Source organism: Okeania sp. KiyG1, from assembly GCF_014132355.1.
Classification (GTDB): Bacteria; Cyanobacteriota; Cyanobacteriia; order Cyanobacteriales; family Microcoleaceae; genus Okeania.
The window spans coordinates 59,012-73,736 of sequence record NZ_BLZO01000082.1 but is presented as its reverse complement, the minus strand read 5'-3'; the positions used below and the strand labels follow the sequence as shown (position 1 = coordinate 73,736).

Annotated in this window: 6 protein-coding genes; 1 reads left to right on the top strand and 5 read right to left on the bottom strand. The window is 39.8% G+C overall.

All coding sequences use genetic code 11. The features are described 5' to 3' along the window. Positions 1-1,257: 1,257 nt before the first annotated feature. The 5 genes from SAGCYANO_RS17640 to SAGCYANO_RS17620 all read right to left on the bottom strand — a co-directional run bounded on the left by SAGCYANO_RS17640 (position 1,258) and on the right by SAGCYANO_RS17620 (position 14,310). Positions 1,258-6,492, bottom strand: a complete 5,235-nt coding sequence (locus tag SAGCYANO_RS17640) for a PA14 domain-containing protein (RefSeq protein WP_202221276.1) — start codon at positions 6,490-6,492, stop codon at positions 1,258-1,260. Next, positions 6,449-6,847: a hypothetical protein gene (locus SAGCYANO_RS17635; RefSeq protein WP_202221275.1), complete on the bottom strand. Its 399-nt coding sequence runs from the start codon at positions 6,845-6,847 to the stop codon at positions 6,449-6,451. The genes SAGCYANO_RS17640 and SAGCYANO_RS17635 overlap by 44 nt, the downstream gene beginning before the upstream one ends. Continuing rightward, complete coding sequence (locus tag SAGCYANO_RS17630) at positions 6,795-9,362, bottom strand: S8 family serine peptidase (RefSeq protein WP_202221274.1); 2,568 nt, start codon at positions 9,360-9,362, stop codon at positions 6,795-6,797. Before SAGCYANO_RS17630 ends, SAGCYANO_RS17635 begins: the two co-directional genes overlap by 53 nt. Positions 9,363-10,229: 867 nt before the next feature. Next, positions 10,230-11,744, bottom strand: a complete 1,515-nt coding sequence (gene glpK, locus SAGCYANO_RS17625) for a glycerol kinase GlpK (RefSeq protein ID WP_202221273.1) — start codon at positions 11,742-11,744, stop codon at positions 10,230-10,232. Between the two features lie 940 nt (positions 11,745-12,684). Then, the gene (locus tag SAGCYANO_RS17620; protein ID WP_202221272.1) at positions 12,685-14,310 is read right to left on the bottom strand and encodes a glycosyltransferase family 39 protein; all 1,626 of its coding nucleotides are present in this window, start codon (positions 14,308-14,310) and stop codon (positions 12,685-12,687) included. Here SAGCYANO_RS17620 and SAGCYANO_RS17615 point away from each other — a divergent pair. Further along, complete coding sequence (locus tag SAGCYANO_RS17615; protein ID WP_202221271.1) at positions 14,297-14,446, top strand: hypothetical protein; 150 nt, start codon at positions 14,297-14,299, stop codon at positions 14,444-14,446. The two genes, SAGCYANO_RS17620 and SAGCYANO_RS17615, sit on opposite strands and share 14 nt — an antisense overlap. Positions 14,447-14,725 lie beyond the last annotated feature (279 nt).

Genomic DNA, 14,725 nt, shown 5'->3' with positions numbered 1-14,725 from the left:
GAGTATTCGGTAGAACAAGAGCAATTAAGGTAGGGTGCGCCATTCGGGAGAATTTAATTATGGCGTAATTGAGTTAATATTGTTCCGGCGTAAGGCACCTGACTAAGACCACTCCGGTCCCCCCCTTAGAAAGGGGGGCTAGGGGGGATCGACAGACTAGGAAGCACCCCAACGAACCTCAAACAACCACTATCAGACCAACCCAGCAACTCTGACCATACCTCCTGTACCAGTGCTAACTTCAAAGGGTACGCTCCACAAATTTAGGTTTCCTCTCAACAATATGGATTAGATCCCCCCTAACCCCCCTTGAGAAGGGGGGAACCGGAAGCGATCGCTGCTGCCCTAGATTAGCAGACAATTTTGTTCACCTTTGCGGAGTATTCGGTAGAACAAGAGCAATTAAGGTAGGGTGGGCAATTCGGGAGAATTTAATTATGGCGTAGTCGAGTTAATGTTTTTCCCGCGTAAGGCACCTGACTAAGACCACTCCGGTCCCCCCCTTAGAAAGGGGGGCTAGGGGGGATCGACAGACTAGGAAGCACCCCAACGAACCTCAAACAATCACCATCAGACCAACCCAGCAACTCTGACCATACCTCCTGTACTAGGGCTAAGTTCAAAGGGTACGCTCCACAAATTTAGGTTTCCTCTCAACAATATGGATTAGATCCCCCCTAACCCCCCTTGATAAGGGGGGAACCGGAAGCGATCGCTATTTCCCTAGATTAGCAGACAATTTTGTTCACCTTTGCGGAGCATTCTGTAGAACAAGAGCAATTAAGGTAGGGTGCGCCATTCGGGAGAATTTAATTATGGTGTAATTGAGTTAATGTTGTTTTTGCGTAACGCACATGACTAATACCACTCCGGTCCCCCCCTTTCTAAGGGGGGCTAGGGGGGATCGACACAGGAGTCATCAACCGACAACCGACCCCAATTCAACAACTCCAACTTCTACCTTTCAAGCGATCGCTACCCTAGTAAATATGTCCTCTCAACAGCAGGAATTTTTTTCTGTTGATTTTACCTTGGGATCGATCCCCCCTAACCCCCCTTGGAAAGGGGGGAACTGGAGGAGAACGCTCCTGTTATCAAAAATCAGGTTTGTTGGTGAAAAGGTAGGGTGCGCCATTCAGGGGAATTTAATTATGGCGTAGTCGAGTTAATGTTGTTCCCGCGTAACGCACCGATACCAGGGGATATTTGTGCGTTACGGTGATATACAGGGGTTAAATGATTATTACCTACCACTTCCTATTTGAAAGGTAGCCAGTAGTTAGAGACTTCAAATGGGTTAAATTCTTTTACTTCATAATTTAATCCTGGGAATGTCAAATTTAGATCGAAGTTTACTCCACTAGGATTTACCTTAATTAATTCTTTGATCCACTGCGGAGTAGAATCCGGAACTACGCTATCTATTGCACTTTGGAAAGACGCGCCAATACTACCTATTAGCTGAGGAGAAAAGGTGGTTTTCAGTTGAGTAATTGGTTGAACCATGAGATTATTTAGGTTGCCTGTAAGTTTCTCAGAAATACTTTGCCCAAGATTTACACTAAAGTCTGCTTTACCATCATTATTTTGATCAAAATTGAACCCTGTCAGGTCTAGAGTAGATTTTTGATTGAAATTGACTTCGAGATTTGCACCCAATATATGGCTTGCATTAAGAGTGCCAAACTTTAAGTTTTTAAACAACCCCTTTGTCAAATCTATTTTAATACCAGCACTATCCTCATCTTCTAAACGGTTATTGTCAAAATTTTGATCTACTAAATTAGATGCAAAGTCTATATCAACTGAATCAGCAAACGAATTAGCAATCGACTTTGCGAGATTTGGTGGTACTCCAAATGCTGACAAACCCAACGCTACAACAGATCCTGTTGCAATATCAAAAGCATCCAATTCAAAACCAGATTTAAAGTTGAAACCAGTACCACTTAGAATAGGAATTTCTCCGTTTATTCCTATTCCAGACCCCAACTCAAAATCAATACCTACCCCCGCACCCAAGTCACTAGAAAAAAGAGGATCTCCTTTGCCAATATTAGATGAAACTGTAAATTGATTTGAACTATTATCATACTTAAAGTCAAAAACTCCAGGCAATTTAATGTCAGCAGTTCCGCTACTCACATATGCTCCAATACCACCTTTCATCTTTACCCAAAATTCGCCTGGACCGAATGACCAAGTATCACCTACATTATCGAATCGCCAATCTCCCCCTAAATAGAAACCTTGCTTACCAGAACCCCATAGACTTGTATTATCTAGCTCAAACTGTAACTGTTTCAAACTTCCTATAATACTTTCACCTGGATTGCCACCACCAGAATCATCATTATCAGAATCATCATTATCAGAATCATCATCACCAGAATTACCACCACCAGAAGCATTTTTCAACTCCCAATAAGCCTGAAGCGGACTTATTGAGTTAGCCTGATTGTATACATGACCTTGGTGAACTTCCAAATGGAGATGTTGAGCCATCCAGTAATCACCCAAATACGCGCCGTCGAATACTACACCAATCTGTGTTCCAGTTTCTACACGCTGACCAATCCCCACAGAGTAATTTTCTAGGTGTCCATAAATCCAAAGATTACCATCATCACCTTTGACACCTATAAAGTAATTACCAGCCTCATTTTGCACTAGAGTTGTTGTACCTCCAACTACAGTTTTTACTGGGTTGCCAGCAAGACCAGCCATATCAATGCCATAGTGTGTACCAGGATAATTTGTGGTATCAAAGTACCCAGCCGTCATTGCTTTGTAAGAACCAAAGATATCATTAGAGAGATCGGAGTAAAGTTGTTTAACTGATGATAAGCTTTCTCCATTTCCAGTATTACCATCAAAAAATAGGTTGTCTTTGCTTTGATAATTCCAGTCAGCATTTGTCAAAGAAGCAAGCTCAGGATAATAATTTCCACTACCACCACCGTTACCACCAGTATCAGGCAACCCTTCAGGATTTCCAAAAATATAAGCACTCGGAACCCAAGTATCCGTCCCCTTAATGCGGAACCAACGATTATCGGGCGTTCCCAACTGAGTATCGGTAGCCGTATCCCCATAAGTCCAGGCATCAAAGGTCAACCATTGCTGATAAGCCGTTGCACCACCTGTCCGATGGTGTAAATTCGGAGTATGACGGTGAGCAACTCCAATGGAAGGCATGGGATAACCTACAAACTCTTTGTAATTATAAGCCTGCGCTCTCACTTTACCATCGGGCATAATTTGAATGTATCCATGCTCAAACGGCTGGTAGGTAATCCCATTACCGATATTACGCGCATCCCCAGTCGGATAACCCAATTTACCAGTAGCACCGCCATTAGCTAAATAAGTATCCCAAATTTTGCCATGAAGATAATAAAAAGTTGTCGTATTATGCCGTCGCATCAAAATACCGCGACCGTTTGCCCCGTGGTCGAAATCCTGTACATATCCACTACCCCAAGAATGCACGTCATTAATAGGCAACCCCACTTTCTCGTAACCGCCATGTTTATTAAAAGCAACGGGAAGTTCCACACTCAGCCTGTTATCGGGGTCTAACCCCACTACATAAGCAGATGCTTTCTCAATTTGCAACTTCGCCCTCGCCGCACCGCCATATTCCCGATGCTTCACTTCTACCGGATATTGACCGCCATCAGTAAAGGTTCCATATCCTGTGGTATGGGTCGCCACTTCCATCATTTTGTTAATTGGTTTCTGACCGTTCACCTCTACAACAAAACCGTCATCGTGTTCGCTAATAAATCGATATGTACCTCGGTCAAAGGGGCGGTTACTCGTCCACCGCACGGAGAAATTATCGTCAGGCATTCCGGGAGCGGGTTGAGTGCCAGAACTCCAATTTTTATCTAAGTTACCACCAGAAGCACTATCGCTCCGTACCACAAAAGGATTTCCTTTCCAGTCACGGTTGTTAAAATATTCTCCGCGCCAGCTATCCGCAGGAATAGTCAGGGTGTCGTTTGTATATTCGTAATAGGTGGGATTTGTCATTCCCGGTGCCCAGAATAATTTGCCGTTTTCCAATTCCAACTCGGAAGCACCGTTACCTAAATCTTGCTGCGACGACAAGGGATAACCTAATGTTTCCGTACCTCCCATATTTTGGAAGGCATCCCAGAGTTTGCCAAAGACATAGGTAGGAGGGTTGTTATTAGGTTTGAGAATTGCTCCACGACCGTTTGTGCCTCGAAATTCTTGGATTTGTCCGGTTGGGAAAACGACTGCTGGAGCAAACATCCCTGGTGGTGGTTGTGGTGAATAATATTCAGTGGTTAGGGGTGTGATGGGAACTCCAATGGCACTTGCGCCAAATTCTGCTACTAAATTTTCATAAGTGGCGAGTATTTCTGGTTGATTTTTCCCTGTTGTTGTTGCTCCTGGTTGCAGGTCTGACTGTTTTTCTAAGAAGTTCCAATCTAAACCTGCATAAGCTAATCCATATTTTTCGGAATGTTCGATTTCTATACGATGCAAGCCTTCGGGCAGAATAATTTCTTGTTCGTGAGCTGTATTAAAGGGTGGGTTCTCCCAACGGTCTATTATTTTCTCGCCATTAACAAATAGTCGTACTCCATCATCTCCTTTGAGGTTGAATTTGTAGGTTCCGCCTTCGAGGTAACGGTGAGATGTGAGACGAGTAGAGAAGTTATCCCGATCGACTGCTACATCGGGGCTAGTTTCAGAAACGTTATAGTAAATTCCTCCTTTTAAATTATCGGGAGTTTTTTCTAGACGTGTTACCGCAGGTGCGCCCTGTAAATCTCGGTTATTGAAATACTGCCCTACCCAAGGTTGCGACCAATCATTCTCACCGTCTGGCGTTCCGGCAACTTTTTGCCAATTTAGTTTATTAGCTGCTTCACCAGTATTTTCATAATGTTCGACTCGAATGCGGTGATATCCTTCATCGAGAGGAACTAAAACTTTATTGGTTGCCAAAGCTTGAACTTGCCATTGGTCGATGACTAATTTATCGTCTACCCAAACTCGTACCCCATCATCAGCTTGACTCGTAAATTCATAAACGCCTGGGGAATCAAAATAACGAGTTGTTGCCCAACGGTCAGAAAAATCATCGTTACCAATAGGTACGCCTAATTCATTTCCTGTTCCCCAATCTTTGTCTAAGAAATTTACACCACCGCCACGGTTTCCGGCAAAGTCTTTAGGATTCAAATCTTGACCACGGAAAAATTCACCTGCCCATTCTTCTGGAGAATTTGCCTGTTCCCAGCGCAGGTGGTTGGCAGCACTAAAACCATTCTCATAATATTCTACCATCACCTGATGATAGCCTGGTTCGACAGCATAAAAAGCTCGTTTTTCTTCAAAGGGCGAATCTTTCCATTTATCAATAATTAAGTTGCCATCTAAATAGACTCGGACTCCATCATCAGCTCGGTTAATAAAGTTATAGATACCGCCATCAAAATAACTGGTAGTTATCCAACGCCCTCCAAATTTATCCTCTTCAATACCTCGCGTTCCCACAGGTGCGCCATTTCCAGCATGGAAACGTAAATCGCTCATTTCTTCGTATTGCGACCATTGAGGGGAGCCTGTCAATTCCTTATTATTCCAATATTGGGCGTGCCAATTTGATGTACTACTTTCACCACTATCAGCAGGCAAAGTATCGATCGCTTTTGTATCGTAAGCAATGGTTGGATAACCTTGTTTATACAGAATATAACCGCCTTCAAAGTTTTGAATAATCCAACCATCACCCAGACCTATTTCCCCACTGGTAGGAAATCCTAAGAAACTATCGGCAGCACCCAATTTTTCATACTTACCGCCGATCGCTCCCCAGGTCGGATGTGCTCCATGTTCGGATAGCCAAATTTTAGTAGGGATGCCTTTATTTCCAGCAAAATGTTGTACTGCTCCACCACCGTTTTCTAAACCTCCTGGCAATGGAATGGCATCAGTTGTGGGATAACCCAAATATCCAGCACCACCTAAATCTAAGAATTTATCCCAAATTTTTCCACCGACCCAATAGGAATTATCGTTGGCATTGGATTTCATTATCCCGCCTTTACCTGCTGCACCGCCATCGAAATCTTGGATATAACCATTTTCCCAAGGATGCACATTATTAATGGGATAACCTAATTCTTCTATACCACCATTGCGTTGATAACTACCAACATAAGTACCATGCACTGATGTACCGTCAAAACCAACGGGGCGAAAATCACCCGTATATCCTTCTAAAAATTCTGTTGGTTCCCAAAGGAAATGAATAGCAGCACTACCTCCTGCTTCAAAATAGTCAATGCGGATATCATGTTTGCCTTCTGGAATGGCAATATAAGCATCATGCTGTTGGAAAGGATCGACTGCTGCCCATTTTTGATTGACTAAAACGCCATCCACATAAACTCGCATTCCATCATCAGCTTTTGTTTTGAAGTGGTAGAAACCCCCCCTCAAAATCACTGGTAGTTTCCCAACGCGCCGAGAAATTATTTTCACCAACACCTATTGTATCGGGGGGCGCACCCGAACCTGCATGGAAACGCAATTCTCCAGGAGGGTCTGTTCGACTCCAAGCAGGAGTGCCAGATAAATTTTTGTTATTCCAGAATTGAACGTTCCATTCTCCGGTGCTGCCATTACCGCTATCTGGAGGTAAAGTATCAATTATTGTGGTGTTATAAATAGTTGTTCCCTGTTGAGGATGCCAAAGCATATATCCACCTTCAAAATCTTGCTTTACCCAACTATTACCAATTCCATGTTCAGCACTGGTAGGGAAACCTAGCCAACTCCCAGAACCCCCCCATTGAGTCATAACGTCCGCCGATCGCTCCCCAAGTTGGATGTGCGCCATGTTTTGACAGCCAAATTTTACTAGCAATACCCTCAGCACCCCGGAAATGCTGAACTTTACCACCACTATTATCTAAACCGCCTGCAACTGAGACCGCATCGGTTGTGGGATAACCGAGATATCCTGCACCGCCAATACCTAAGAATTTATCCCAAATTTTCCCACCAACCCAGTAAGAATTATCCTCGCCATGAGCTTTCATTATTGCACCGCGTCCCTCAGAACCCCAATCAAAATCCTGAGTATAACCTTCTTCCCAAGGATGTACGTTATTAATGGGAAATCCTAATTTTTCACTACCACCATTGCGGTTAAAAGTATTGATATAAGTTTGATGAACAGACTGACCATCAAATCCTACTTGACTTAACCCGAAAGGCTCATTTTTAGGTGTAGGTGTAGTTGGCGTTCCAGGTCCAGTAATATAGGCGATCGCTTGATTTCCATTCCAAATAATATAACCACCTTCAAAATTTTGTTTGAGAAACCCATTCCCTAAATCTACAGGTTGACTTGTTGCTGCTCCTAATTTAGCTTTGTTTTGTTGATAAACTTGTTCGATCGCCTCTTTCGCAATAGGATCGATCGGTTGGGTCAAGAAATCAACAGACGAGACTACGATAGGTTGCCCCCACTGTTGGTAAGTTGCAACATTTTTGGGGATACCTTTTAACCTAACTCTACTTCCCTCTTTTCCTTGAAATAACTGTTGACCTCCTAGCGGCAGATAGGATTTTCCAGCATCGCTAATGACTCCATAAAATCCACCCTCGAAAGAGTTAAAAACTACTTCTCCTGTAAACTCAATTGGTTGAGGAGTCGGTGGTTGTGGTCTGGGTGGAGTCGGAGCAGCAACCAGTTGCGGAATTAAAATATTTTGACCTGGAAATATGAGATTAGGATTAGCAATACCATTTCTCTGAGCAATAAAATTATAATAAGGCGCACTACCACCACCCATAGTTCGGTAAGCAATGTCACTCAAAGTATCCCCAGACTGAATAACATACGGACTCCACTCATAATACTTACCCATAAATTCTGTAGCTACCGCCCTTTCCCCAGGCGTCACCACTCCCGCACCACTCCAGCTTTCAGGAGTTAAAATTGAGGGTACTTCATACTCCTGCGGTACTGTCACTTTTGCCAACTCCACTGCCCAATCAATATCCAACAACCCCGCACCAGTCTCCTCATCCCATCCGGATGCTTGTACATCCTCAGCGGTAGATTTCAAAATTTCCACAACCTGACGATAACTCAAATCTGGATTTGCTGCCCAAACTAACGACGTAGCACCACTTACTTGAGCGGTCGCTACAGAAGTACCTGCCATCGTACCCAAACCATCCCCAACATTAGAAAGCAGAGGATTTGACTCCGTACCACCAGGAGCTAAAATATCCAAACCATTACCATAACTAGAATAAGCTGCCCGATTTTCACCATCAGCAGCACCCACCGTAATAATATTGTCAAATTCCTGAGATGCTTGCCCCAAAACGGACATTACACCGCCATCATTACCCGCAGCAGCAACAATTAAAACTCCATTCTGTCTGGCATATTCCAGTGCCGCCCGCTCTTCAGGTGTTAACTCATAACGGGTAGTTACATTACCATCTGAGTCGATTTTTGTCAAGTCTAAACTTAAATTAGCGATCGCATTCTTTTTCTCAGACTCCCTAGCAGCATCTACAAACTCGACTAAAGACTCGGCCCATTTCCCGGAACCGATCGCTCGCCCCAACCACAAAGGGGCACTATCGTTAATGCCATCAATACCAATACTATTATTCCGAGTCGCCCCAATAATTCCTAAAACATGAGTACCATGTTCGTTTCCTTCCCCAGAGGTGAGCAGTGGGTTATTGTCGTTGTCGAAGCGATCGCTTCCCAAACTTATCCGATTATAATCAATATCGGGATTATTACCACTAAACCCAGTATCGATAACTCCTACCAAAGGTTGATTTTCCACAGGGAAGTCATAATCTTGATTATAGTTATTTCTCGGTGGGTCTATTGGTATCGTTACCGGAGGGGGTAATGTACCTACTACTCCACCCACATCAGGTATTTCTACACTTGGCTGTCCTGGATTTATCAATGCTTCCAATGTCGGCCAAGTAGATAAATTTTCTACATCAAAAGCATCAGCTTCAGTAGGATTTTCTGCAAAATATTCGTCAATTTTAGCAAAGTAATTTTCAAATAAACTTTCTGTATCTATATTATTAATATCTATAGCGGATTCAGTTCCTAAAATTGCAGCGACTAACTCTTGTTCTGTAAATAGTTCAAATCCTCTAATATAACCAAGTGAATCATCTATTGGCACCGGACAAAATGCCACGCTCGGGCTAATAATTTCTTCTAAAATAAATGTTTGACTTCTACGCTTTTTCGGTTGTTTATTACGGTCTTTTTTGAGTTTGTTTTTGCTCTTAGTTTTTCTTTTCCATAACCAGCCCATAATTTACACCTCTGATTTTTATATTGAGAATTAAATTGACAAGTTTTTCCTTCTACAATTATTAAATAAAAGTCTCAAATACCGCTTTCATTGAACATCATATTCGGACTAAAAAATAATTATTTTACACCTTAACTCACAAAATATTTAGATGTCAAGGTAATATCATGTCTGGTTGAATACTTACACTTTGGTAGAAGGAAAGCAGAAGGTTTTATCCTATTATTATATTAAATTTTATACACAAACAATGCTACCGGACATGATATAACTAGGGTTTGCGGAAAAAGCCTTTTTCAGGAGTACGGGAGCGGGGGAGTAGGGGATATTAGAGCAGTTAAGAGGTAGCCAGATATATTTGTAGATTGTGATTTTTATGCTAAGTTTTTGAGTGTTTTCAACAGAATACTAGGCACTTTTTTCACTCCTTTAAAAGCTGAATTATTCATTTGTCAGTGCTTTTATATTTAATCAGCAGAGCAATAATTAATAACTTCAAAATAAAATTATTAGATTATTTTTAGGTAATATCAAATCCGCTTGCGAGTGGAGAATAAGGTTCTACCATCAATATTGAAAAATTCCCAGTTTGTAAAGGGTTTGGAGACCAAACCCCTACGGTCTTGAATTATACTGGTACTACCGGAGGAGAATAATGTTCTACCATCAATATTGGAAAATTCCCAGTTTGTAGAGGGTTTGGAGACCAAATCCCTACGGTCTTGAATTATACTGGTACTACCGAATTTGATATAAAAGACCGATAACGACTATTGCGAATAAATACGATTTGACTGTTCAAAATATTCGAGAACTGATACTACCAGACATGATATTATCTTTGACAAACATTTGAACGATAAAAAATTATTCCATCCAATTTTTTGCCCTACTAACAGCTTTTTGCCAAACTATAAAACTTTTTTGTACTTTTGCAGCATTTTCACCGGGTTCAAACACCTGCCCAACTATACTATTATTCACCAATTTGTGATAGTCATCCCATAAACCTACTGTCAAACCAGCAGCAACAGCAGCTCCTTGAGCAGTCGCATCAATAAACGCAGGTCGTTCAACAGGAATACCCAACAAGTCTGCCTGAAATTGCATTAAAAAATTATTTTGCGAACCTCCACCATCAACTTTTAGATTCGTCATTAGAGTTCCGCTATCTTTATTCAGAGCATCCACAACTTCTTTGACTTGAAAAGCAATTGACTCTAAAACTGCTCTAACCATGTTTTCTCGCTTCACACCTCCAGTAATTCCGAGAAAAGCACCGCGAGCATTCATATCCCAATGAGGTGCACCGAGACCACTTAAAGCAGGTACAAAATAAACACCGTTAGTATCTTCGACTTGCATTGCCAGATGTTCAGTTTCTGCTGCGGAGTCTATGAGTTTCAACCCATCTCGTAACCACTGAATACAAGCTCCTGTGGTAAACATTGCTCCCTCTAGAGCGTAAGCTGTTTTCAAATTACCGTTTATTTGTTGAGTCCATCCAATAGTTGATAATAGTTGATTTTGAGATTTAGTAAGACTATCTCCAGTATTAGCAATTAAAAAACTACCTGTACCGTAAGTGCATTTTAACATTCCGGGGCGATCGCAACCATGGGCAAATAAGGCGGCTTGTTGGTCTCCTAAAATTGTAGCTATGGGAATTGATACTCCTAATAAGTCTGCTTTTGTTTTGCCGAATATGCTGAAACTTGGTTTAATTTCCGGCATTATTTCTCTAGGTATTTGAAACAAGTCTAATAATTCTCTATCCCAATTTAGGGATTCAATATTCATTAACATTGTGCGACTGGCGTTACTATGGTCGGTGGCGTGAATTTGTCCACCAGTTAGTTTCCACAAAATCCAAGTATCGATAGTACCTGCCAATACGTTACTGAGATTAATATTGGGTTGTTCTCGCTTTACCCACTCCAGCATCCAGGATAGTTTTGTTGCTGAGAAGTAAGCATCTAAAACTAATCCGGTACAGTTTTGAATTTTTTCTGCTTTGCCTTTTGCTACTAACTCTCGAATCATGGATGCAGTGCGACGGTCTTGCCAAACTATTGCTTTGTGGAGGGGTTTACCTGTGGTTTTGTCCCACAGGAGACAGGTTTCTCGTTGTACTGTTAAACCGATAGCTTCTACATTTGAGGGGGAAATATTAGTATTTCGGAACACTTTCTCCATCATGGCATAAGTGTCTTCCCATATTTCTTCTGGGTCGTGTTCTAACCAACCGGGATGAGGGTAATATTGAGTAAGTTCTTTGTAAGCTTGACCGATACTAGCGCCTTGATAGTTGAATAATATTGCTCGGTTGCCTGTTGTACCCAGGTCAAGAGCTAGGATGTATTTTTCGGTTTCTGTTGTCATAAAAAATGATTTTTTTAACCGCAATAGTCGGTTCGGGATTTTTGTTTGTTTACCACGATTGATGGGATTTTGAATAGAGATTTTAATTTTTCTTATTATTTTCCTTTTTTTAGTTTATATCATGTCCGGAAGAAGGGAGAAGAAAGGAACAGGGAAGAAGGAAGAAGGCTATTGAGCAAGAAAAAAACTTAAATTTCCTGTAGATATTCATCCTTAAATTTACACAAACGATTGCCTTCGGACATGATATTATATTCCATTTCTTGATTTCTGAATTCTTTTTTTGTTCAATAGATATATCCAATAATCAAAAATAAAATCAATTATCGGACATAAATTATCAATTATTTCTCGCCTACTGCCTACTGCCTCTTTTCTGGAGATGTCTATTATTTTCCTTTTTTTAGTTTACATTCTATTTCTTGATTTCTGAATTCCTTTTTTGTTCAATAGACATCTTCAATAATCAAAAATAAAATTAATTAGGGTTTGCTGAAAAAGTCTGTTAGTGAACGAAGGGAACAGGGAAAAGGGAACAGTTTAAACTATCTGCTACGGTCAAATTTTCGGCATTTTCAGGGTCAAAACTTTACCATTTTGAGACAACAATAGCCAAAAAATAAGTGCCTTTTTCAGAACTGAAAAAGGCACTTACCAATATCAGTCAATACTTTGAGATTTAATCAGCAAATCCTAATTATCGTACAGAAATCATTAGACCTCTAATTATTAATTATTCCCTCCTACTTCCTCTTTTCTGAAGATGTCTAGTTATTATATGTCGATATGGGTGCATCTCATATTTATTTGCAGAAATACTTTTTTCCCTATATATTCCCTATTCCCTGTTCCCTAAAATCCCTAAAAGCGATAATTTTTTGGCTTTATTCAAAATTGAGATGCACTCGTCGATATAATCTAACATTTTGAATTGTGGTTTCTAGAAAGTATTTTTTTCTAAATATTGATTGAGATGATTTCTATATTCTGGACTAATATTATCTTTTTCTGCTAGTAATATATAACTGGGATTTTTCGCCATAATTTTATCTAATTCTTGCAGAGCATCTGTAGGCAAAATTTGAGACATGGCTGTTAAATGGCTAGAAAAAGCATATTTTGTTGGGATTTTTGTGGGAACTAGGTAATAAATTATTGGTTCATAATTGACGACATATATATAATCTGTCGATCTAATTCTTTGCTGTAGATATTTAGCAATCAAAGCTTCTCTATCATCCCATGTATCTATCTTTTTAATATATCGATAATAGATAAATTCTAGATTTTTACTTAATTTGTTATAACCTGCTTGGGTAAAAGGATATATTAAGACTAGAAATAGAAGTATTTTTGGCAAAGCAGAAGGGAAGTCAATATAAAATCTTCGGGAATCGAACCTAACAGTTTTTTTCGTTTTTTTTGCTTCTTCATATAAATTATTATCTTGATATTTTGGCTGAGGTAAATGAACAGATTTAATAATTACATAGCTACTAATTAGACATAAAGGAGGTAATAATTGTAAAAAGTAATGATTATAAAATCGCTTTGATAATAAAACTGCTAAAAAAGCACAACTCAACCACACAAATAAATAGATTAAATTTCGTTCTTGTTTTAATTTACCTCTAGCAAAGACAAACAAATAAACCGGACTCCAAAACAAACATAACCACAATAAAATATTTCCTAATACCTGTTTCCTGAGTCTACTCAAAAGGTCTGACCAAGAAAAATTGAGCATTGCTACATATTTACTATTAGCAGTGAGAGTCGCATAAATATATTCATCAAAATAACCTGAAAATTGATAAATAACTGCGATGATAACGGCAGGTAAAATTAACCCTGTACCTAAAATTATGTAAAACTTAAATAGAGAAAAGGAAAGATTTTTGAATATGTCTATAGTCTGAAAATTGTTTTGAAGGTTTATTTTTTCCTTCCTACTTTCTGCTTCTTCCTTCTTCCTTCTTCCTTCTTCCTTCCAAAATAAACTTCCCAATAAAATTAATCCCAAAACATCCATAACTACCAAATATTTGATTTGCATTCCTATCCCTAAAATTAGACCGATCCAAAAGACTTTAATATTTGACAGTTTCCTATTCTGAAACAATAATAAAAATGCTCCAGTCACTAAAGGAGCAAACAAAATTTCTGCATTCGCAGCAGCACCATCATTATGTAGGGAAAAAATGGCATATAATGCTCCTGCTAATAATCCAATTTTTTCTCCTTGTTTTTTATCAATAATTACACCAATGCTATATAAAAAATAACTGGTAAAAGTTGTGGCGATAATGGATAAGATTCTGATTGATACTATTGATTTTCCTAAAATTAGCATTGTTAGGGAAAATAATATAAAAATACCTGGAGGTTTGTTATCCCAAATTTCTATATAAGGGAGGTTGCCGTTTAATAGACTATCTGCTCCTAATATATAGATGCTTTCGTCTTTGTCTAATACTGATACAAATAATGTCCAGAATCTGAGGAAAAATGATAGTAGTAGGAATGCTAGAAAAATTATTAGTTTTTGATTGATGTTTTTGGTCATTTGCAGAAGGAAGAAGGAAGAAGGAAGAAGGAAGAAGCAATATCAAGTCTGGTTGAATAATTATATAGCTATAAGCATTCAGCATTTAGCTATCAGCTATCAGCTAGATTCAAAACTTTTAACTGCAATGTTTTGAAGTTTCTTAGCTGTCCTAACCTTAATGCATAGTGCTATCAATAATGACGGAGGAGTCAGTAGAAAAAAAACAGTGGGAGCATCTTGCTCCCGTGCCAGATATTCCTTTTTCCCGTATACCATTACCGAAAAATTTAGGTCTAAAGTCTCCCCTTTATTGCAGAGGTACTGAACTGATAACTGATAACTGATAACTGAAATAATGCTCCGCAGGACTGCCGAAAATTTTTCGGTGTAGCCACTTCTGTTCTAAGTTTGCTTCAGAGAATGATGATTTTTC

What these genes read in the sequence shown, in the direction of transcription:
- SAGCYANO_RS17635 (WP_202221275.1), bottom strand. Translation starts at nt 6,847, where the DNA reads ATGACTCAATGGGGGGGTTCTGGGAGTTGGCTAGGTTTCCCTACCAGT.
- SAGCYANO_RS17630 (WP_202221274.1), bottom strand. Translation starts at nt 9,362, where the DNA reads ATGGGCTGGTTATGGAAAAGAAAAACTAAGAGCAAAAACAAACTCAAA.
- glpK (WP_202221273.1), bottom strand. Translation starts at nt 11,744, where the DNA reads ATGACAACAGAAACCGAAAAATACATCCTAGCTCTTGACCTGGGTACA.
- SAGCYANO_RS17615 (WP_202221271.1), top strand. Translation starts at nt 14,297, where the DNA reads ATGTTTTTGGTCATTTGCAGAAGGAAGAAGGAAGAAGGAAGAAGGAAG.
- SAGCYANO_RS17620 (WP_202221272.1), bottom strand. Translation starts at nt 14,310, where the DNA reads ATGACCAAAAACATCAATCAAAAACTAATAATTTTTCTAGCATTCCTA.